General features: G+C 68.1%; 19 protein-coding genes and 3 pseudogenes. 10 read left to right on the top strand and 12 right to left on the bottom strand.

The annotated features are described in order from the left end of the window. Nucleotides 1-222: 222 nt before the first annotated feature. From FGL25_RS17400 to FGL25_RS06775, 3 genes and pseudogenes are all read right to left on the bottom strand, one after another. A pseudogene (locus FGL25_RS17400) lies at nt 223-405 on the bottom strand (YceI family protein); the annotation flags it as partial. After that, a complete protein-coding gene (locus tag FGL25_RS06780) occupies nt 381-1,334 on the bottom strand; it encodes a cytochrome b (RefSeq protein WP_290125515.1) in 954 nt (317 codons plus the stop codon). The gene FGL25_RS06780 and the pseudogene FGL25_RS17400, both read right to left, overlap by 25 nt. Before the next feature lie 75 nt (nt 1,335-1,409). After that, nucleotides 1,410-2,114 (bottom strand): YceI family protein, encoded by a 705-nt coding sequence (locus FGL25_RS06775; RefSeq protein ID WP_138141317.1) that lies wholly within the window; start codon nt 2,112-2,114, stop codon nt 1,410-1,412. A 214-nt stretch (nt 2,115-2,328) separates the two neighbouring features. Between FGL25_RS06775 and mutL the strand changes: the two are divergent. The 3 genes and pseudogenes from mutL (at nt 2,329) to FGL25_RS06760 (ending at nt 5,220) form a co-directional block, all read left to right on the top strand. Next, a pseudogene (mutL, locus tag FGL25_RS06770) lies at nt 2,329-4,253 on the top strand (DNA mismatch repair endonuclease MutL). Between the two features lie 36 nt (nt 4,254-4,289). Then, on the top strand, nt 4,290-4,760 hold the full coding sequence (locus FGL25_RS06765) for a low molecular weight protein-tyrosine-phosphatase (RefSeq protein WP_138141316.1): 471 nt from the start codon (nt 4,290-4,292) through the stop codon (nt 4,758-4,760). 184 nt (nt 4,761-4,944) lie between these two features. Continuing rightward, nucleotides 4,945-5,220 carry a YjhX family toxin gene (locus tag FGL25_RS06760; protein WP_003165268.1) on the top strand — a complete coding sequence of 92 codons (276 nt, stop codon included), beginning with the start codon at nt 4,945-4,947 and terminating at the stop codon, nt 5,218-5,220. Here the strand turns inward: FGL25_RS06760 and rsmD are convergent. Beyond that, nucleotides 5,203-5,777: pseudogene (rsmD, locus tag FGL25_RS06755) on the bottom strand (16S rRNA (guanine(966)-N(2))-methyltransferase RsmD). The gene FGL25_RS06760 and the pseudogene rsmD sit on opposite strands and share 18 nt — an antisense overlap. 192 nt (nt 5,778-5,969) lie before the next feature. Here rsmD and FGL25_RS06750 point away from each other — a divergent pair. Continuing rightward, nucleotides 5,970-6,770 (top strand): CPBP family intramembrane glutamic endopeptidase, encoded by an 801-nt coding sequence (locus tag FGL25_RS06750; protein WP_138141315.1) that lies wholly within the window; start codon nt 5,970-5,972, stop codon nt 6,768-6,770. Here the strand turns inward: FGL25_RS06750 and FGL25_RS06745 are convergent. Both FGL25_RS06745 and FGL25_RS06740 read right to left on the bottom strand, forming a co-directional pair. Next, nucleotides 6,755-7,171, bottom strand: a complete 417-nt coding sequence (locus tag FGL25_RS06745; RefSeq protein ID WP_167493313.1) for a GFA family protein — start codon at nt 7,169-7,171, stop codon at nt 6,755-6,757. The two genes, FGL25_RS06750 and FGL25_RS06745, sit on opposite strands and share 16 nt — an antisense overlap. A 22-nt stretch (nt 7,172-7,193) precedes the next feature. Then, on the bottom strand, nt 7,194-8,696 hold the full coding sequence (locus FGL25_RS06740; RefSeq protein WP_167493312.1) for a pseudouridine synthase: 1,503 nt from the start codon (nt 8,694-8,696) through the stop codon (nt 7,194-7,196). Nucleotides 8,697-8,708: 12 nt separating this feature from the next. Between FGL25_RS06740 and tadA the strand changes: the two genes are divergently transcribed. Continuing rightward, a complete protein-coding gene (gene tadA, locus FGL25_RS06735) occupies nt 8,709-9,179 on the top strand; it encodes a tRNA adenosine(34) deaminase TadA (RefSeq protein ID WP_138141314.1) in 471 nt (156 codons plus the stop codon). 32 nt (nt 9,180-9,211) lie between these two features. Further along, a complete protein-coding gene (locus FGL25_RS06730; RefSeq protein WP_138141313.1) occupies nt 9,212-9,628 on the top strand; it encodes an MliC family protein in 417 nt (138 codons plus the stop codon). Here the strand turns inward: FGL25_RS06730 and FGL25_RS06725 are convergent. The 3 genes from FGL25_RS06725 to FGL25_RS06715 are packed head-to-tail and all read right to left on the bottom strand — an operon-like array spanning nt 9,625 to nt 11,881. Next, nucleotides 9,625-10,212: a GNAT family N-acetyltransferase gene (locus tag FGL25_RS06725; protein WP_088409795.1), complete on the bottom strand. Its 588-nt coding sequence runs from the start codon at nt 10,210-10,212 to the stop codon at nt 9,625-9,627. The genes FGL25_RS06730 and FGL25_RS06725 overlap by 4 nt on opposite strands. Continuing rightward, nucleotides 10,209-11,315 (bottom strand): 3-dehydroquinate synthase, encoded by a 1,107-nt coding sequence (aroB, locus tag FGL25_RS06720; protein ID WP_138141312.1) that lies wholly within the window; start codon nt 11,313-11,315, stop codon nt 10,209-10,211. Before aroB ends, FGL25_RS06725 begins: the two co-directional genes overlap by 4 nt. Continuing rightward, nucleotides 11,312-11,881 (bottom strand): shikimate kinase, encoded by a 570-nt coding sequence (locus FGL25_RS06715; RefSeq protein WP_003165277.1) that lies wholly within the window; start codon nt 11,879-11,881, stop codon nt 11,312-11,314. The genes aroB and FGL25_RS06715 overlap by 4 nt, the downstream gene beginning before the upstream one ends. Nucleotides 11,882-11,949: 68 nt before the next feature. On the opposite strand from FGL25_RS06715, the gene FGL25_RS06710 reads away from it, so the two are divergent. The 4 genes from FGL25_RS06710 to FGL25_RS06695 all read left to right on the top strand — a co-directional run bounded on the left by FGL25_RS06710 (nt 11,950) and on the right by FGL25_RS06695 (nt 15,036). Beyond that, nucleotides 11,950-12,852, top strand: coding sequence for a site-specific tyrosine recombinase XerD (locus FGL25_RS06710; RefSeq protein WP_138141311.1), 903 nt, complete (start codon nt 11,950-11,952; stop codon nt 12,850-12,852). Between the two features lie 85 nt (nt 12,853-12,937). After that, the gene (locus FGL25_RS06705; protein WP_003165279.1) at nt 12,938-13,888 is read left to right on the top strand and encodes an acetyl-CoA carboxylase carboxyltransferase subunit alpha; all 951 of its coding nucleotides are present in this window, start codon (nt 12,938-12,940) and stop codon (nt 13,886-13,888) included. A gap of 96 nt (nt 13,889-13,984) precedes the next feature. Beyond that, nucleotides 13,985-14,560 carry a response regulator gene (locus FGL25_RS06700; RefSeq protein ID WP_046654117.1) on the top strand — a complete coding sequence of 192 codons (576 nt, stop codon included), beginning with the start codon at nt 13,985-13,987 and terminating at the stop codon, nt 14,558-14,560. Continuing rightward, the gene (locus FGL25_RS06695) at nt 14,557-15,036 is read left to right on the top strand and encodes a general secretion pathway protein GspK (RefSeq protein WP_003165281.1); all 480 of its coding nucleotides are present in this window, start codon (nt 14,557-14,559) and stop codon (nt 15,034-15,036) included. The genes FGL25_RS06700 and FGL25_RS06695 overlap by 4 nt, the downstream gene beginning before the upstream one ends. Here the strand turns inward: FGL25_RS06695 and FGL25_RS06690 are convergent. From FGL25_RS06690 to FGL25_RS06680, 3 genes are read right to left on the bottom strand one after another with little or no spacing between them, the layout of a single operon-like run. Beyond that, complete coding sequence (locus tag FGL25_RS06690) at nt 15,033-16,913, bottom strand: ABCB family ABC transporter ATP-binding protein/permease (protein ID WP_138141310.1); 1,881 nt, start codon at nt 16,911-16,913, stop codon at nt 15,033-15,035. The two genes, FGL25_RS06695 and FGL25_RS06690, sit on opposite strands and share 4 nt — an antisense overlap. 50 nt (nt 16,914-16,963) lie before the next feature. Beyond that, nucleotides 16,964-17,980 (bottom strand): threonine aldolase family protein, encoded by a 1,017-nt coding sequence (locus tag FGL25_RS06685; protein ID WP_138141309.1) that lies wholly within the window; start codon nt 17,978-17,980, stop codon nt 16,964-16,966. 3 nt (nt 17,981-17,983) lie between these two features. Continuing rightward, nucleotides 17,984-18,958, bottom strand: a complete 975-nt coding sequence (locus FGL25_RS06680) for a mechanosensitive ion channel family protein (RefSeq protein WP_003165284.1) — start codon at nt 18,956-18,958, stop codon at nt 17,984-17,986. Nucleotides 18,959-19,006 lie beyond the last annotated feature (48 nt).

Below are 19,006 nucleotides of genomic sequence, written 5' to 3'. Positions count from 1 at the left end.
GTCGGGCAAACCCCGCGCCCGATTTCTTAACCCTGACGCGTCGCCTTGACCTTGATCTCGACGCCGATGGCCTTGGACACCCAGTCGCCGCCCGCGTCGGACATCATGCCCATGTTCAGCGCCGTGCGGTCCAGCTCCAGCTTGCCCTCGACCGTCGCCCGTCCCGTTCGCCTCGTCGAAGGTGAAGGGCAGGACGACCGGGACCGTCGTCGCCTTGATCCGCAGGGTTCCCGTCGCCTCATAACGGTTCCCGCCCAGCGCCTTGAACGCCGTCGCCTCGAAGCGGGCGGTCGGATAGGTCGCCGTGTCGAACCATTCGGCGCCCGGCAGGCTGCCTTCCTGGGTGGCGTCGCCGGTCTTGGCCGTGCCGGTCTGGACCGTCACCACGGCTTTCGATCCCGCCAGATCAGCCGGGTCGAACCAGACTTGCGCGTCCCACTGCTCGAACCGGCCGGTGAAGGCCTTGCCGTGTGGGTTCCGGTGAACTGGATGGTCGAGGCGGCCTTGTCCACTGTCCAGGCGGCGGCCGCGCCCGGCGTCACGGCCGCGTCAGCCGCAGGGGCGGCGGCAGGAGCCGAGGCGACCGCCTGCCCTTCCGTCTTGGGCGCAGGCTTGGCGGCAAGGCCGAAGGCGGCGCCGATCACGACCACGAAGGCCACGCCCGCCAGCCGCTCGGCCCAGCGCACGGCCGGCGTCGGTTCGGGCGCTACGCCATGGGCGTCATCGCCATGCGACAGGACCGGGATCATGTGCGACAGCACGCCGTCGCGATCCAGGAACTGGTGTTTCAGCGCCGCGGCGACGTGCAGGACGACCAGGACGATCACGCCCCAGGCCAGCTTGCTGTGCGCGCCCATGGCCATCCACGCCGTCGTGCGGCGAACGGCTTCGGAAGCGTGTTCGATGAAGGGCAGATGCGGAATGGTGAACAGGCCGAACCAGCTGGTCGCCACGGCCAGCGGCGTGTCCGTGACCACGGCCCATCCGGTCGAGACATAGGCCCACCCTGTCAGCGGCAGGGCCAGCATCAGGGCGTAGAAGGCGGCATGCGTCACCCGCGCGGCGAACTGCTCCCACCCCTTCATGGCGCCGGGCAGAGCCGGAACCGGGTGCGTCAGCCGCCACACGATCCGCAGCACCGTCAGCGCCAGGATCAGGAAGCCGATCGACTTGTGAAGCTGGAAGACGCGATAGGCCAGCGCCTGGCTGTCCGGCTCGACAATGGCGTCGCTCATCCACCAGCCCATCGGGATCATCGACAGAATGGCGATGGCGATCAGCCAGTGCAGGGCGATGGCGACGGCGCTGTAGCGGCTGGGGCGGCGGCGGGTCATGAGAGCTCTCGCGTCAGTCTGAACATAAAGAGGGCGGGACCGAACGGCCCCGCCCCTTCGTCGTGTCGCAGCCTATCAGACGGCGGGAGCCGCCGGGGCGACTTCTTTGATGAACTCGGCGTCGAAGCGGATCGTCACTTCATCCCCGACCGGGCCCAGCGCCATGCCGAAGTCGGTGCGCTTGAACTTGCCCTCAGCCGAGAAGCCGATGGCCGGCGCCGGCACGAACGGGTGCTTCTCCAGGTCGCCGTTGAACGTGGCGTCCAGGGTCACCGGCTTGGTCACGCCCAGGAAGGTCAGATCGCCCGTCACCTTGGCCGTGCGCGCGCCGGTCAGCTCGACCTTGGTCGACTTGAAGGTGATCTGCGGGAAGGCGGTCGCGTTCAGGAAGTTCTTGTTCTTGGCGATGTCCTCGCTCCAGCTCTTGAAGCCGGTGGCGGCGTGGGTGCCGACGTAGTCGCCCTGATAGTTGGCGTCGACCGAAGCCGGATCGATGGTCGCCTCGACCGTGCTGTTGGCCAGGTTGGCGGTGTCCAGCGTGATCTTGGCGTCGAACTTGTTGAAGCGCGCCGTGTAGTTCGAGATCGAGTTGTGCGGCAGCGACCACTGCAGCGAGGCGTGGGTCGGATCCATCACATAGACGCCCGAGGTGGCCTTGAGCGCGACCGGAGCGGTCGAGGCGGCGTCGGTCGTCGGGGCGCCGGCGGTGTCAGCGGGCTGGCTGCAGGCGGCCAACAGGGCGGCGGTCGAAACGGCGATCAGGGCGGCTTTGATCTTCATGGGAGAGGAAACCTCAATCAGGCGGTTGAAACGAAAACTGGACAGACAGTCCGGAAACAGGTCGAGTGTCCGTCCGGCCGCGCCGTCGGACTGCAACAGTATAAGTTGCCATTCACACGCTTCAAGCCCCCCGATCACGAAAAACCGCCTTCGACCTCACGAAAAAAGGATTGAGGTGCGTCTGCGGGCGACGGCGCCTATCCTCGCGACTCACATGACCATCCGTCGCCTTCCCCCCGAAACCGTCAACCGCATCGCCGCCGGCGAGGTGGTCGAACGCCCGGCCAGCGCCATCAAGGAACTGGTCGAGAACGCCATCGACGCCGACGCCCGCAGCATCGAGATTCAGGCGGACGGCGGCGGTCTGACCCGCATCCTGATCGCCGACGACGGCAAGGGCATCCCGCGCGACGAATTGCCCGTCGCCATCGAGCGCCACGCCACGTCGAAGCTGGAGCCGGACGATGCGGGCGACGTGGACCTGCTGCGCATCTTCACCCTGGGCTTCCGAGGCGAGGCCCTGCCTTCCATCGGCTCGGTCGCTCGCCTGAACATCACGACCCGTGCGCGCGCCGAAACCGGCCAGCCTCAGAACGACGCCTGGGCCATCTCCGTCGAGGGCGGCGCCCAGCGGCCCCTGTCGCCCGCCGCCTTCCCCGGCCCGCACGGGGCGCGGGTCGAGGTGCGCGACCTGTTCTACGCCACCCCTGCTCGGCTGAAGTTCATGAAGTCCGAGCGGGCCGAGGCCATGGCCATCTCCGAGGAGATCAAGCGACAAGCCATGGCGCACGAGGCGGTGGCCTTCACCCTCAGCCTGGATGGCAAGACGACCCTGCGCCTGCCCGCCGAACATCTTGGCGACGAGGGGCGGCTGAAACGTCTCGGCGCCCTGCTAGGCCGCGACTTCGAGGCCAACGCCCTGCTGATCGATCAGGAGCGGGACGGCGTGCGCCTGTCCGGCTATGCGGGGCCTGCCGACCTATTCGCGCGGCAATGCGGCGCACCAGTTCCTATTCGTCAACGGCCGTCCGGTGCGCGACCGCCTGTTGCAGGGCGCCCTGCGCGGGGCCTACGCCGACTTCCTGGCGCGCGACCGGCACCCGGCGGCGGCCCTCTTCATCGACATCGACCCGCTCTATGTCGACGTGAACGTCCACCCGGCCAAGGCGGAGGTCCGTTTCCGCGATCCGGCGCTGGTGCGCGGCCTGATCGTCGGCGCCCTGCGCCACGCCCTGCACGCGGCGGGACACCGCGCCTCGACCACGGTCGCAGCCGACGCACTGTCCGGATTCCGGCCGCATACGGGCGAGGCGCTCTACAACCCGGTCGCGCCGCAGACGTTCAGCAACGCCGCGCCGGGCTGGAGCGGCTGGCAGGGCTGGTCGCAACCGGCCGCCGCCGCCCAGAACCTGCCGGGTCTCAACGAACGCTCCGCCCGCGTCGAACACACATGGAGCGGGGAAGCAGCCGCCCCAAGTTTCCGCACCCTGAGCGAGATCCAGGCCGAACACGCGGGCCAGATCGCGCCCGGCGCTTCGGCTCCAGTCGATCTGATCGACTACCCGCTGGGCGCCGCGCGGGCGCAGTTGCACGCTAACTACATCGTGGCCCAGACCCCGCGACGGCTTGGTGATCGTCGATCAGCACGCCGCCCACGAACGGCTGGTCTATGAGCGGATGAAGGCCCAGATGGCCGACGGCGCCGTCACCCGTCAGGCCCTGCTGACGCCCGAAGTCGTCGAACTGGATCCCGCCGAGGCCGAGCGAGTCGCCGCCAAGGCCGAGGAACTGGCCGAGATGGGTCTGATCGTCGAAGCGTTCGGCGCGGGCGCCGTGCTGGTGCGCGAGACCCCAGCCCTGCTGGGCGACACCGACGTTCAGGGCCTGATCCGCGACATCGCCGACGACCTGTCCGAACACGGCGCCGCCCTGTCGCTGAAGGAGCGCCTGGCCGAGGTCTGCGGCACCATGGCCTGCCACGGCTCGGTGCGCTCGGGCCGCGTCCTGTCGGCGCCAGAGATGAACGCCCTGCTGCGCCAGATGGAGGCCACGCCCCACTCCGGCCAGTGCAATCACGGCCGCCCGACCTATGTGGAGCTGAAGCTGCACGACCTGGAAAAGCTGTTCGGACGGCGATGATCTTTTCGTCACCCTACCGCTTCGCGACTTGAGGGGATGGCTCCTTCCGTCCTCTTCGTCTGCCTGGGCAACATCTGTCGCTCGCCGCTGGCCGAAGCGGCCTTTCGCGAAGAAGCGCGTCGCATACATCTGGACGCCATCACTGATTCCGCAGGCACGGGCGGCTGGCACGTCGACTCTCCGCCCGACCCGCGCGCCCAGGCGGTCGCGTTGAAAAACGGCGTCGACATCTCGGCCCTGCGCGGCCGTCAGGTGCAGCCCGCCGACTACCGCCGCTTCACCCATCTGGTGGCGATGGATCACGACAATCTGGCCAACCTGCGCCGCCTCGCCCCGCCTGACGCCACGGCCGAACTGTCCCTGCTGCTGGATCACGTCGAGGGCCGCGCCGGTCAGGCCGTGGCCGATCCCTATTTCGGCGAAGACGACGGTTTCGACGTCACCTGGGCCGACGTCACGGCTGGCGCCCGCGCCCTGGCCGCCGAGCTTCAGCGCCGCAGAGGTTGAAGCGCCTAGCCGCCGACCACGCCTCGCGCTATAAGCCGCGCCTTCCCCCAATGGGATGGAACCATGTTTGAGATTGTAGCCACGGCATAGGCCCGGACGCTGATCGTCCCGAGGCCTCCTGAGCCCGCCCCGCGCCCCGTTGCGCCGGGCGCGTGTCTTCTCATGCCTTGGAAATCTCAATCCCATGAATCTGTCACGTGCGGAGCAACGCACGCTCCACGCCCTCGCCCAGGGCGGTCGCATCCTGCTGGAACGCGACGAACAGGGCCGTATCCTGGCCGCCCGCTGCTTCACCCGCGAAGGCTGGGTGCTGGACGGCTGCAACCTGGATCAATGGCGCAGCCTGAAGCGCAAGGGCGTCATCAAGTCCCGAAACGGCGGCCCCTACGTCGTCAACCGCGACGGCCTCAGCCGCCTGCGCAGCCGGGCCGACAACCGGACCTCAGGCCGAAGTTTCTGACGCCCTGAGGAACAGGACGCGCGCGGCGCCGTAGTCGCGCGCGTCCAACCGCTCATAGCCGGGGGTGTCGATCTCGGGCTCGTCCGAGCCGCGCTCGAAGACCACGATAGCGCCGGCGCCAGCCAACCGCCCTCCAGCAGCCGCGCCAGCGTCTGCTCTCCTAAGCCTTTGGCGTAGGGCGGATCCAGAAACGCCAGGGTGAAGGCCTCGCCCGCCGAACCGGGGCGCGGCCCCAGATCGGTCGCGCTGCGCCGATGCACCCGACAACGGCCGAACAGGCCATAGGCGTCCATGTTCTCGCGGATGGCGCCGCGCGCGCCGTCGTCCGTGTCCACGAACAGGCAGAAAGCCGCTCCGCGCGACAGCGCCTCAAACCCCAGCGCGCCCGAACCGGCGTAGAGGTCGATCACCCGCGCCTCATGCAGACCTTCAGCCCACGGCGCATGCTCCAGCACGTTGAAGATCGCCTGACGCGCCCGATCCGACGTCGGCCGCGTGTTCTGTCCCTCGGGCGTGACGATGGCCCGACCGCGATATTGTCCAGCGACGATTCTCATGGCCCCGCCTCTGGACCGGCCACGCGCGCAATGCAACGTTCAGCCCATGTCTCGCGTTGAATTCCCGGCTTTATTCAGTTTGAATTTCGCGTCGCCATCGAACAGGCGCGCAACAGTCCCCTGATCGCCGAGGTTCAACCCGCTGCGCCCTGGAAGCGCCTGATCGCCTTCATCGCACTGTCCGCACTTCTCATGGCCACGGCCATGGTGGCCGCCATCCTGCTGACTCTTCCTTTTGAGTCAGCGGGCCTGCTTCCCTCCGATCTTTTCGCCGTCGCACCTGAAGGCCCGAACCGTCTGTGGGACGAAAACGTCTCGGTTCTAGCGCTAGGCTTGATGCTGGGCTTCATGGGCGGAGCCATCCTGCTCGCCGCGAAGATTGTTTATCGAGCACCGGTCGCCGCCTTCCTCTGGCCCGGCCGCCGTCTCTCCTGGCGACAACTGGGAATTGGTTTCGCCGTCATGAGCGTCGTCGGCGGCGTCAGCGTCCTAGTCTACAACCTGATCGATCCGATCGGCCCTCCGCCGATCTTCAATCCCGCCTATTCGATCGAAAGCCGCCTGACCTACATCCTTGCGGCGAGCGTCGGCCTGTTGATCGCGGCGGCGGCTGAAGAAGTCGCCTTTCGAGGCGTTCTTCTCAGGGTCACTGGAGGGCTTACCCGCAGCCTGATCCTGTTGTGCCTGATCAATGCGTTGATCTTCTCCGCCGTCCACCTGGATCCCGATCCAGTGGCGTTCATCGCCCGCGCTCTGTCGGGCCTGGTCTGGACCTGGGCCGCGCTGAGACTAGGCGGCATTGAATTCGCCATCGGCACCCACTGGGCCAACAACCTCGCCATAGCCTTGTTGGGCGAACCGCTGTCGGGCGCCGGACTGTCCGCCGAAGCGATCCCTGTGTCCGCCTTGGCGCTGGAGTTCGTCAGCCTCGTCATCGTCCTTGCGGCCGCAGAACGCCTAGCCCGCAACCGCCAGGCTCAGTCCCCGGCGTAGAGAGCCTCGACCTCGGCGCCGGTCATACGGGTGTGGTCGCCGGCGAAGGCGTAGTTGGCGGGCTTGGCGTCGATATAGATCTCGCTGTCGAAGGCGAAGGCCGACGGGTCGTCGAACGCCTGGACCGAGACCATGGCCATGCCGCCCGCCTTCAATCGCCAGAACAGGTTGGAGCCGCAAGCGGAACAGAACTGCCGCTCCGCCCAATCGGACGAATCATAGGTCGTCAGCGGTCCCTCGACTTCAACGGTGTCGCCGCAGTCGACGCTGAGCGACACCCCGCCCGAGGTCCGGCGGCACCATTCGCAATGACAGGCGTGCATTCCGCCCTTGGGCGTGGCGCTGAAGCGCACCGCCCCGCACAGACAGCGGCCGTTCAACTGGGTTTCAACGTCCGCCATGCCTTTCGTCTCTGCTCAATAATCAGCCGCGTCCGCGCGGGCCGCCACGACCGCCTGCACCGCCCGAAGGCTTGCCGCCGAAAGGTTTGCCTCCGAACGGTTTGCCGCCGCCGCGAGGACCGCCTGGTCGGTCGCCCGAACGAGAGTCCGAACGCGCATCAGGACGCCCACCGGCTCCACCGGGACGGCCGAACGGCTTGCCGCCGGGGCTTTCCGCCGGGACGGCCGCCCTTGGGCGGACCGCGACGGTCGTCGATGAACTGGTCGGCGCGCGGTTCGCGCGGCGTGAACGGACGGCGCGGACGATCGCCGCCTTCCGTCCCTTCGTCATCGCCTGGACGGGCGCGCGGCTTGAAGGTCTTCTTGTGTTCGAACTTCGGCTTGGCCTTGGCCAGCCTTCCTTGCGAGCGGGCTTGCCAAACTCGGCGCCGTCTTCAGCCGCCGTCTCGGCGGCGCGAACGCGGCTGGGCTTGCGCGACGGATCCGACATGGCCGAGCCGGATTTGCCGCGCACGATCGGCGTACCGGTGCGACGCCCCGGAATCGGCGCCGGAGTCGCAACCGTATTGCCGGTCGGCAGGTTCTCGGGACGGATATGCTCGGCCAGCATTTCGCGGATCACGCGCGGGCCGACTTCCTCGACCGATCCGACCGGCAGGGTGCCGAGTTGGAACGGACCATAGGCCAGGCGGATCAGGCGATTGACCGTCAGGCCGATGCTCTCCAGCACCTTGCGGACTTCGCGGTTCTTGCCCTCGGTGATCGAGACGCTGAGCCACAGGTTGGCCGACGACTTTTCACCCTCAGCCTTTTCCTTGGCCTTGTCGATGGTGGCTTCCACGGGGCCGTAGCGCACGCCGTCGACGACCACGCCGTCCTTCAGCTTGTCCAACTGCTCCTGGGTGATGCGGCCGCGCGCACGGGCGCGATACTGGCGCACCAGGGCCGTTTCCGGCAGTTCCAGCGCCCGGCTGAGTTCGCCGTCGTTGGTCAACAGCAGCAGGCCTTCAGTCGCCAGATCGAGGCGGCCGACCGAAATCACGCGCGGAAGGCCGCTGGGCAGGGCGTCGAACACGGTGGGGCGGCCCGCCGGGTCGTTGTGGCTGGTGATCAGGCCTGCAGGCTTGTGATAACGCCAGACACGCGTCGCCTGGGCCGCGCCGATCGGCTTGCCGTCGACGGTGATCTTGTCGTCGCGCGTCACCAGTACGGCGGGCGTGGCCAGGATGCGGCCGTTCACCGCCACCTTGCCCAGACCGATCAGCCGTTCGACCTCACGACGCGAGGCGATGCCCGCGCGGGCCATGGCCTTGGCGATTCGTTCGGTGCGCTCCGGGCCCTTGGCCTCGGACGCAGACTTGTCGCCCGGCTTGCCCCCGACGCGGTCGCGAGGCTTGCCGCCCGGCTTTCCGTCCTTGTCGAAGGGCTTTCGCGGGCCTTTATCGGCGAAATTGCGGGGACCGCGCGCGCCGTCGTCTTGACGGGAGCGGGGCTTCTTGTCGTTGTCTTTGGGATGGCGATCCATGATGAGCGGTTCATGAGCATGGCGCTCGATCTGGCGCAAGCGGCGGCTGAAGCTGGCGAGGTGCCGGTCGGGGCCGTGATCGTGGACGAAAACACCGGCGAAGTGCTTGGGCGCGGGCAAAACGGGCCCATCACGGCCCATGATCCGACTGCTCATGCCGAGATCGTCGCCCTGCGCGATGCTGCGGCCAAGTTGCAGAATTATCGCCTTACCGACCTGACCCTCTATGTCACGCTAGAGCCGTGCGCCATGTGCGCGGGCGCCATCAGCCACGCCCGCATCGGCCGCGTGGTCTGGGGGGCGGATGACCCCAAGGGGGGCGCCGTGCTGCACGGCGGGCGTTTCTTCGACCAGCCGACCTGTCACTGGCGGCCCCAAACCGAGAGCGGCGTCATGGCTGATCCGGCCGCTGAAATGCTGCGCAGCTTCTTCCGTTCACGCCGGAAATCACGATCAGGAACGCCGGGCGACGCCGAGCGTTGAGCCTCCAAGCTTGACCTTGAGAGGACTTCATTTTGCCGACCCGTATCCTCTGGCCGACCGTCGCCGTCTCCGTCGTGGTTCTTCTGTCCGCCTGTGGTCAGGAACCGCGCAAGGCTCCGACCGACGGCGACGAGGTGCGTGAACGCGCCGTCGAGGCCCAAACCGCCCGTCGCCGCACCGGCGCCGAGCTTCAGGACCGCGCCCTGAACCGTGTCGTCCACGCTGTCTATCTGTGCAACAACTCCGAGCGCCTGTCGGTCGACTTCGACAACCCGCGCCAGATGGCGACCGTGCGCAACTCTAGCGGCGAGGCGGTGGATCTGTTTCAGGAACGCGCCGCCGACGGCATCTGGTATCGCGCCTCGGGCTATGAGCTGCGCGGCAAGGGCGTCATGGCGACATGGACCGCCGCCGACCGCGAACCCACCGAATGCCGGGCCGTCGACTAGGCGAAGGCCGCCAACCGTTCGTCCAGCCGTCGCCGCACCTCGGGCCAGTCCTCGTCCAGGATGGCGAACTGCGCCGTATCCCGCGCCCGGCCGGTCCAGGTCGTCTTGTGCTTGCGCAAGACGCCCTCATGGGTCGCGCCCAGCTTACGGATGGCGGCCTGGCTGGCGGCGTTCAGGGCGTCGGTGATGATCTCGACCCGGATCGCCCCGTTCGAAAAGGCGTAGTCCAGCAACAGGCGCTTGCACGCCGGGTTGATCGGCCCGCCCCGCGCCTCGGGCCGATAAAAGGTCGAACCGATCTCGCAGCGCCGATGCTCGGGCTTGATCTCATAGAGGCTGGTCGTGCCGACGACCGTGTTGTCGTTGCGACGCCGCACGGCATAGGCGATGCGAGGCCCCGCCGCCATCGCCTTCAGCGCCGCATCCCACCAGCCGTCGAAATGCGCGCCATAGGCGGCGGCGACCATGCCGTTCCAGGCGTCCGGGTCGCAGTCCAGCGCCGCCCGAACCTCATCCTTCAGCGCCTCGGTGAACGGCTCCAGCCGGACGAAGGCGTCTTCAAGGACGACGGGCGACAGTTTCACGCCGCGCCTTCCTCGATCAGGAAGGCGCGCACCGCCTCGGCGTCCACGTCCTTGTCGGTGAAGGCGTCGCCGACGGCCCGCGCGAGGATCAGGGTCAGGCGTCCGCCCTCGGCCTTCTTGTCCCCCGCCATGCGCGCGATCAGGGCGTCGGCCGCAAAGGCGTGGGCCACATCCGAAAGTCGCGTCGGCAGGCCCGCCGCGCGGATGCCCGCCTCGGCCCGCTCGGCCTCGACCGCCGGGCAAAGCCCCTGCCGCGCCGAATAACGGAAGGCCATGGCGCAGCCCAACGCCACCGCCTCGCCGTGGGTCAGGGTCTCGTCGAACGCCAGCTCTGCCTCCAGGGCGTGACCGAAGGTGTGGCCCAGGTTCAGCAGGGCGCGACGGCCCGCCTCCTTCTCATCCTCGCCGACGATCTGGGCCTTGATCTCGACCGAGCGGATCACCGCCCGTTCCAGCGCATCGGGATCGCCCTGCGCCCCAGCAGCCCCCTCGCCGCCCAGCCAGTCGAAGAAGGCCGCGTCGCAGATCAACCCGTGCTTCAACACCTCGGCCCAGCCCGAGCGCACCTGCCGCGCCGGCAGGGTGGCCAGGGCTTCGATGTCCGCCAGCACCCGACGCGGCTGATGGAAGGCGCCGATCAGGTTCTTGCCGCGCGGGGTGTCAATGGCCGTCTTGCCGCCGACCGAGGAATCCACCTGAGCCAGCAACGTCGTTGGAATCTGCACAAAGTCGATCCCGCGCATGAACAGGGCCGCCGCCAGGCCGGCCAGGTCGCCGACCACGCCGCCGCCCAGGGCGACGACCAGGCTCTTGCGATCCAGTCCTTCGGCCAGCAATCGATCCAGCACCGCCTCAAGCTGTTCAAACGACTTGGACGCCTCGCCTGCGGGCACCGTGACGATTCCGGTCGCCAGGCCCGCGCCTTCCAGCGAGGCGCGCACCGTCTCGCCGTGGATAGCCGCCACCGTCTCGTCGCTGACGATGAAGGCTCGCGTGGGCTTCAACGCGGCGACCTCGGCTCCCGCCATCTTCAGCAGACCGCGCCCGACGACGACCTCATAGGGGGCGAAGGCGCCGCCTGCGACCGGGATCGTCGTGGTCATGACTGGGTCTCCTGCCGTCCGAAGCGGCGCAATTGTTTCAAGATGGCCTCAACGGCCTGGGCGTGCGATCCGCCGCCCACATCGACCGTCAGATCGGCCTCGCCGTAGATCGGATAGCGCGCCTTGGCCAAATCGTTCAGGGCTGTCAGAGGATCGCGATTGCGCAACAGCGGCCGGGTGTCGCGTCGCCCTACCCGCTCGGCGATGACCTTCAGGTCCGCACGCATCCAGACGCTGACGGCATGCTGCTTCATCAGGGCGCGGGTGTCGGGATTGAGCACCGCCCCGCCTCCGGTCGCCAGCACGATCGGCGGCCCTTCCAGCAGGCGCTTCATGACCCGCGCTTCGCCCGCCCGGAACTCGACCTCGCCGCGCGTGGCGAAGATTTCGCTGACGGTCATGCCCGCCGCTTCCTCGATCACATGATCGCCGTCGGCGAACGGCAGGCCCAGCCGCGCCGCCAGGCGCCGCCCCACGGTCGATTTCCCGACGCCCATCAGCCCCACCAGGGCTATGGTGCGGACCGAAGACAGCGGGAAGGAATCAGGCGAGGCGTCAGAAGGCATGGTCCGTACACCCTCTACACCAGACGCCGCCCCGCTCCACACCCAGAAGCGATGACCAGACGCGCCGCATGACCCCGCAGATCGAAGCCTTTCTGGAGATGATGGCGGTGGAGCGCGACGCCTCGCCCCACACCCTGGCCGCCTATGGCCGCGATCTGGCGGACGCAGAGACCTGGCTGAACGACGCCGGGGGCCTGGTGAACGCGCCGCAGGAGACGCTGGAGGCCTGGTTCGCCGACCTGTCGCGGCGCGGCCTGTCCGCCGCCACAGCCGCCCGCCGCCGCGCCTCCGTGCGCCAGTTCTATCGCTTCGCCCTGGGCGAGGGCTGGCGAGCCGATGATCCTTCGCGCCGGCTGGACGCGCCCAAGCAGGGCCGGAGCCTGCCCAAGACCCTCAGCCGCGACGAAATTGAGGCCCTGCTGATCGCCGCCGGCGCCGTCGACAGTACGGCGGGCCTGCGCCTGATCGCCCTGGTCGAAATGGCCTACGCCTCGGGCCTGCGTGTATCCGAGCTGCTGGCGCTCAAAGTCGAGGCCGTGCGCCGCGACCCCGCTTATCTGATCGTGCGCGGCAAGGGCGGCAAGGAGCGGCTGGCCCCGCTGAACATGCCCGCGCGCGAGGCGATCAAGGCCTGGCTGAACGCCCGCGACGCCGCCCGAAAGCCGAACACGCCCGACAGCGCCTGGCTGTTCCCCTCGCATGGCAAGAGCGGCCATCTGACGCCGCGCCGCTTCGCCCAGCTTCTGGATCAGGCGGCGATCACGGCCGGTATCGACCCGGCCCGCGTCAGCCCCCACGTCCTGCGCCACGCCTTCGCCACCCACCTGCTGGAAGGCGGCGCTGACCTGCGCGTGGTGCAGACCCTGCTGGGCCATGCCGACATCTCGACCACCCAGATCTACACCCACGTCGCTGTCGACCGCCTTTCCCAGGTGGTCCACGCCAACCACCCCTTGGCGAAGGACGACTGAACCCGCGCTTGCTCCGAGGCGTTCCGCGCTCTAGGTTCCGCCGCCTTCCGTAGCGCCAAGCGCGCTTCTTCCTCACGGACGCCTTATGGCCACGCACTATCTCGAATTCGAAAAGCCGATCGCCGAACTGGACGCCAAGATCGCCGAGCTGTCGCTTCTGGCGCCGACCAGCGGGTCGTTCGAGACCGAGATCGCCGCCCTGCGCAAGAAGGCCGACGCCATGCGCACCAAGGCCTACGCCAACCTCGATCCGTGGATGCGAACCCAGGTCGCGCGCCACCCCCAGCGTCCGCACTTCGTCGATTACGTCGACGGCCTGTTCACCGACTTCGTTGAGCTGCACGGCGACCGTCAGTTCGGCGACGACCAGGCCATCCTGGGCGGTCTGGCCCGATTCCGCGGCCAGCCGGTCGTGATCATGGGTCACGAAAAGGGTCACGACACCCAGACCCGCATCACCCACAACTTCGGCATGGCCCGCCCCGAGGGCTATCGCAAGGCCGTCCGCCTGATGGACATGGCCGAGCAGTTCGGCCTGCCGGTCCTGACCTTCGTCGACACCGCCGGCGCCTATCCGGGTCTGGGCGCTGAAGAGCGCGGACAGGCCGAGGCCATCGCCCGCTCGACCGAGCGCGGCCTGACCCTGGGCGTGCCCTCCATCGCCACGGTGACAGGCGAAGGCGGCTCGGGCGGCGCCATCGCCATCGCCGCCGCCAGCCGCGTGCTGATGCTGGAGCACTCGATCTATTCGGTCATCTCGCCGGAAGGCGCGGCGGGCATCCTGTGGCGCGACGGCGCGCGGGCCAAGGACGCGGCCAACGCCATGAAGATCACCGCGCCCGACCTGATAGAGCTGAAGATCGTCGATCGCGTGATCCCCGAGCCCCTGGGCGGCGCCCACGCCGACCGTGAAAAAGCGATCCGCAATGTCGGCCAGGTTCTGGAAGAAGAGCTGAAGGCCATGTCCGGCCTGTCCGCTGAGCAGCTCAAGAAACAGCGCGCCGACCGCTTCTACGCCATCGGCCGTCTGGGTTGATCAAGGGCTGATCGCGATTGCGCGGCGTCGCAACGCCGCCGAAGCTGACATCATGCGATTCGTTCTGTTTCCCCCCGCTCGCATCGGCAGGCTCCCATGCGCGGCATGAACGGGGTCGGCGAATCCCTGCGCGAAAGCGCGGTATTCAACTTCGACGGCGCGGTGACGATGGTCATCGACGATTCTCCCTTTTCACTGGAGCTGACCGCCCAGGCCCTGCTCGGTTTCGGCATGAAGGTGCGTCACGCCTGCGAGAGCGCGGCCGAGGCCATCTCCATCCTACAGACTCATCCAGTCGATCTGATCCTGGTCGACTGCGAAATGCCGGGCATGAGCGGATACGAATTCGTGCGCTGGCTGCGCCGTTCCGGTCTGGAGCCGAACGCCTATACGCCCGTCATCATGACCGCCGCCCACGTGCGCCGCTCCAAGGTGTCGGATGCGCGCGATTGCGGCGCCAACTTCCTGATCACCAAGCCGTTCAGCGCGGGCGTCCTGCTGGAGCGCATCGTCTGGGTGTCGCGGGATAACCGCCCCTTCCTGGAGGTCGGCGACTATTTCGGCCCCGACCGCCGCTTCCGCAGCGAGCCCTGGCCCGGCCCTGAGCGTCGCGCCGAAGAGCGCCGCAAGACAGCCTTTGAAAAAGAACGCAGGGCGGCGGTGGAGCTATGACAGTCATCACGCACAATCGCCGCCGCAGTCGCCTATCGACCCTGGTCGACCAGCCCGGCGGCGTCAGCGTCGGCGTCGCCCTGAACCAGGCCCGCGCCAATCTGGCCGGGCTGGAAGCCCGCAGCCGAGAGATCATTCAGGAACAGGTCACGGCCCTGGCGGCCCTGCCCGCTCCCGTCGGCATCGACGAAACCGCCCTGGATCAAGCCTACAGCCACGCCAGCGCCGTGATCGACGCGGCCGGGCCGTTTGAACTCAACGACCTGTGCGCAGCCGCGGCCAATCTGTGCGACCTGATCGACGCCGCGCCCGAGGGCCGAGCCTTTGACTGGCGCGTCGTCACGGTCCACGCTCAAGCCCTGCGCCTGCTGCTGACGCTGCCTTCCGAAGCCTCCGACGCCCGCGCCAAGGTGCTGGACAGCCTCAAGGACGTGCTCAAGGCCAAGGTTCCCGGCGCCGGAGAGCCTGAAGCCTAACCGGCCTGGGCCTTCGCGCCGCGCGTCTGCTTGCGCCACAGGGCCGCATACTCTCCCCCCTGACGCGCCACCAACTCGTGATGGGCGCCGCGTTCGACGATGCGGCCCGCCTTCAGCACCAGAATCTGATCGGCGTCGGCCACGGTCGACAGGCGATGCGCCACGACCAGGGTCGTGCGGCCGGTCCGCGCCTTGCGCAGCGTCTTCTGGATCGCCGCCTCGGTCCGACTGTCCAGCGCGCTGGTCGCCTCGTCCAAGATCAGGATGCAGGGATCGGCCAGCAGGGCGCGGGCGATGCCGACCCGCTGACGCTCGCCGCCCGACAGCTTCAGACCCCGCTCGCCGACGCGCGTGTCCATGCCTTCGGGCAGGTTGCGGATGAAGTCGGCCAGTTCCGCCGCTTCCGCCGCCGCCCAGATCGCCGCCTCGTCCGCATCGGGCCGGGCGAAGGCGATGTTGGCGGCGATAGTGTCGTTGAACAGGGCCACGTCCTGCGGCACCAGCGCCACGGCGGCCCGCAGCGACGCCTGTGTCACGCTGCGCGCGTCCCAGCCGTCGATCAGCACCGCGCCTTCCTGCGGGTCGAGCAGCCGCAAGGCCAGCTTGACGATGGTGGACTTGCCCGCCCCCGACGGCCCGACCAGGGCGGTCGTGGTGCCCGCGGGCGTGACGAAGCTGACGTCGTCCAGCCCCGCCGCCCGCGCGTCATGCCGGAAACCGACATGGTCAAACACGATTTCGGCGCCTCGCCCGCTTTCAGGACGCGGCAGATCAATGGCGTCGGGCGCGTCCGCCACCTGCGGCGCCTGACGCGTCACCTTAAGCATCTCCTCCATGTCGATGAAGGATTGGCGGATTTCTCGATACGCAAAGCCCAGAATGTTCAGCGGCGCATAGAGGGAGATCATGATCAGCACCGCCGCCGTCACATCGCCCGGCCCCATGCGCCCGGCCGCGGCCTCGAACCCGGCCATGACCGCCATGACGCCAAGGCCGACGTTCATGATCAGACCCTGGATCAGGTTCAGAGTCGCCAGCGAAGTGTTCGCCTTCAGCGACGCCTTCGCATAGGTCGCAAGGGACGCATCATAGGCCTGCGCCGCACGGCCCTCGGCGCCGAACGACTTGACGGTTTCGTAGTTCAGCAGGGCGTCGACCGACAGGCCCGCCGCCTCGCTGTCGGCGGCGTTCATGGCGCGCCGGTGCTCCAGCCGCCAGTTGGCCATGGAGAAGGTCGCGACCGCATAGATCAGCACCACGGCCACCGCCACGGCGCCGAAGCGCCAGTCGTATTTGCCGCCCAGAACCGCCGCCGCCAGCACCAGCTCCAGCACCGTCGGGCCCAGGTTGAACATCAGGATCCGCAGCAGGAAATCGACCGCGCGCGAGCCCCGGTCCATCACCCGCGACAGAGCGCCGGACCGCTTGGTCTGGTGGAAGTCCAGCGACAGGCTGAGGGCGTGGGCGAAGGTTTCGGCCGCCGTCTTGCGCTGCGCCGCCGCACGCACCGGCGCGAACACCACGTCTGACAACTGCGGCGTCGCCGCCGACAAAAAGCGCACCAGGGCCCAGCCCACGGCGAAGGCGGCGAAGCCCAGCCCCACTGACGCCGCCGGCCCCTGATCCGCTGCAAGATGATTGACCGCCGCGCCCAGGACCAACGGCGCCAGCACGCCCAGCCCCTTGCCCGCCAGGGTCAGCAGGATAGCCCCCGTCACGCGCCACGGCAGTTGCGGCGCGCCCGAACGGGCCACCACGCCGATCAAATTCTTCAGCGCCTCCAGCGTAGGCGGCGCCTCCTGTTGCGCAGGATCCGTCCCGGCGTTCACGGCCTTGCTTGCGAGGTCGCCGCGCCGTCCTGAGCGTTCACCGCGCATCGTCACGTCCCGCCGCCATCATGCCTCCGAGGCGGAACGCGCCCGCCACGTCAATCCAGGCTCGCCACGACGGCGATCAACTCATCCACCGACGCTTCATCCGTCGCCCAGGAGCAGACGAACCGCACAGAACCATCGTCGAATTGATAGCAGGCCCAACCCGCAGCGTTCAGCGCCTGATGCGCCTCGTCCGGCATCCGCACGAAGACAGTGTTCGATTCCACCGGGTGGGCCAGTACGAAGGGCGTCCGCCCCTCGATGCCGTCGGCCAGGCGCTGCGCCATCAGATTGGCGTGGGCGGCGCCCGTCAGCCAGTCGCCGGATTCCAGAAGTCCCAGCATCGGCGCAGCCAGCAACCGCCCCTTGGACGCCGTCTGCCCCGCCTGCTTCAGCCGGTTGTCGATCCGGCGCGTCAACCTCTTGTCGAAGATCACCAGGGCCTCGACGCAGTGCGCGCCCGCCTTGGCCCCGCCGAACGACAGCACATCGACGCCCAGGCGCGGAATGTCCTTGGGATCGAAGCCCGCCGCCACAGCGTTAGCCAGCCGCGCGCCATCCATGTGCACGCCCAGGCCCGCCCGCTTTGACGGTTCGATCAAGTGGCGAAGTTCTTCTTCGGAATAAACGGCGCCATATTCGGTCGTTTGCGTCACACTGAGCGCAGCCGGCGGTTGACGATGCCCGACCACCGGCTCTTCCAGCGCGGCGTAGAGCGCGGCGAGGTCGATCTTGCCCGAATAGCCCGGCAGGCCGATCAAGCCGACGCCCTGGCCGAAGAATCCAGGCGCCCCCGTCTCGTCTGTACAGACGTGGGCCGCATGATGCGCCAGCACCGCCTCGTAGGGTCGCGCCAACATCGACAGGCCGATGGCGTTGGCCGCAGTGCCGCTGAAGACGAAACGCACCTCGGCGTCGGCGTCCAGCGTCTGGCGGATCAAATCGGCGGCGCGCGCCGAGGTTTCGTCCGCGCCATAAGCCCGCGCAAACCCGGCGTTGGCGGCGACCAAGGCCTGAAGCGCCGAGGGCGCCATGCCCGTCGTATTGTCGGAACCGAAATCAAAACGCACGGCTCATTCTCTCCCTTGGTCCGAGGCCTCGCCCTGGACCGCACTGTCCTGGATCGGGGCCATGACGACCCGCGCGAACTTGGCGTCCTTCGCCGGCACCTCGACTTGGTGCGGGAAGGGAATCTCGATGCCGGCTTCGTCTAGGGCTTCCTTGCCCGACTGCATCAGATCGGCCTGGGTCTGCCACCAGTCGCTAGTGTTCACCCAGGCGTGCAGAGTGATCTCGACCGCGCTGTCCAGCAGGGCCGTCACCCCGGTCCAGGGCGCAGGATCCTTCAGCACCTTGTCGTGAAGCCGCGCCACCGCCGCCAGCACGTCGCGCGCCTCCTTCAGATTCTCGCCGTAGCCGACGGTGAACTTGATCTCGATCCGGCGCGTCCGCTGGCCCGTCAGGTTGATGATGACGTCGCTCAGCACCTTGGAGTTCGGAATGACGATCTTGTGGTTGTTGGCGTTCGTCAGTTGGGTGGTGAACAGGTCCAGCTTCTGCACCGTTCCCGAGGCGCCGCCCACATCGATGACCTCGCCGACGCGATAGGGGCGCAGGACCAGCAGCATCACCCCCGCCGCCACGTTCGACAGCGTGCCCTGCAACGCCAGGCCGACCGCCAGGGAGGCGGCGCCCAGAACGGCGATGATGGAGGTCGTCTGCACGCCCAGCCGCTGCAGCACGGCGATCATGCCGATGATGATGACCACCACCCGCACGATCTGAACCATGAAGGCCAGCACCGTCGGATCGCGCCTAACGGCCTTGGTGCGGCCCAGCAGCTTGCGCGCAGCCCCCGACGCCCAGCGCGCCGCCACCAAGGTCAGGGCGAAGATGATCGCCGCCACCGTCAGGTTGATGGCGAAATCGCCCAGCATATCCATGGCCTTGGCCAGGATGGTCGCGTCGACGGTCAACCTCTGCTCGCCAGCGGCCACCACCTGAGCCAGGGGCTCGGCGAGGACGGCAGGGGTATGCAGGAAATTCATGAGCATGAGCCGGGTCTAACGCCTATGCAGCCGATTGGAAGCCCCGCC

The organism is Brevundimonas vancanneytii (genome assembly GCF_901421975.1).
GTDB lineage: Bacteria > Pseudomonadota > Alphaproteobacteria > Caulobacterales > Caulobacteraceae > Brevundimonas > Brevundimonas diminuta.
This window is presented reverse-complemented; position numbering and strand designations above follow the sequence as displayed.

Bases quoted from the DNA above. Each gene is read 5' to 3' on its own strand.
- FGL25_RS06745 (WP_167493313.1), bottom strand. From the start codon at position 7,171: ATGGCGGACGTTGAAACCCAGTTGAACGGCCGCTGTCTGTGCGGGGCG.
- FGL25_RS06715 (WP_003165277.1), bottom strand. From the start codon at position 11,881: ATGCCTTCTGACGCCTCGCCTGATTCCTTCCCGCTGTCTTCGGTCCGC.
- FGL25_RS06680 (WP_003165284.1), bottom strand. From the start codon at position 18,958: ATGAATTTCCTGCATACCCCTGCCGTCCTCGCCGAGCCCCTGGCTCAG.
- FGL25_RS06780 (WP_290125515.1), bottom strand. From the start codon at position 1,334: ATGACCCGCCGCCGCCCCAGCCGCTACAGCGCCGTCGCCATCGCCCTG.
- FGL25_RS06760 (WP_003165268.1), top strand. From the start codon at position 4,945: ATGAATCTGTCACGTGCGGAGCAACGCACGCTCCACGCCCTCGCCCAG.
- FGL25_RS06775 (WP_138141317.1), bottom strand. From the start codon at position 2,114: ATGAAGATCAAAGCCGCCCTGATCGCCGTTTCGACCGCCGCCCTGTTG.
- FGL25_RS06690 (WP_138141310.1), bottom strand. From the start codon at position 16,913: ATGCGCGGTGAACGCTCAGGACGGCGCGGCGACCTCGCAAGCAAGGCC.
- tadA (WP_138141314.1), top strand. From the start codon at position 8,709: ATGAGCATGGCGCTCGATCTGGCGCAAGCGGCGGCTGAAGCTGGCGAG.
- FGL25_RS06710 (WP_138141311.1), top strand. From the start codon at position 11,950: ATGACCCCGCAGATCGAAGCCTTTCTGGAGATGATGGCGGTGGAGCGC.
- FGL25_RS06765 (WP_138141316.1), top strand. From the start codon at position 4,290: ATGGCTCCTTCCGTCCTCTTCGTCTGCCTGGGCAACATCTGTCGCTCG.
- FGL25_RS06740 (WP_167493312.1), bottom strand. From the start codon at position 8,696: ATGGATCGCCATCCCAAAGACAACGACAAGAAGCCCCGCTCCCGTCAA.
- FGL25_RS06750 (WP_138141315.1), top strand. From the start codon at position 5,970: ATGGCCACGGCCATGGTGGCCGCCATCCTGCTGACTCTTCCTTTTGAG.
- FGL25_RS06700 (WP_046654117.1), top strand. From the start codon at position 13,985: ATGCGCGGCATGAACGGGGTCGGCGAATCCCTGCGCGAAAGCGCGGTA.
- FGL25_RS06705 (WP_003165279.1), top strand. From the start codon at position 12,938: ATGGCCACGCACTATCTCGAATTCGAAAAGCCGATCGCCGAACTGGAC.
- FGL25_RS06695 (WP_003165281.1), top strand. From the start codon at position 14,557: ATGACAGTCATCACGCACAATCGCCGCCGCAGTCGCCTATCGACCCTG.
- aroB (WP_138141312.1), bottom strand. From the start codon at position 11,315: ATGACCACGACGATCCCGGTCGCAGGCGGCGCCTTCGCCCCCTATGAG.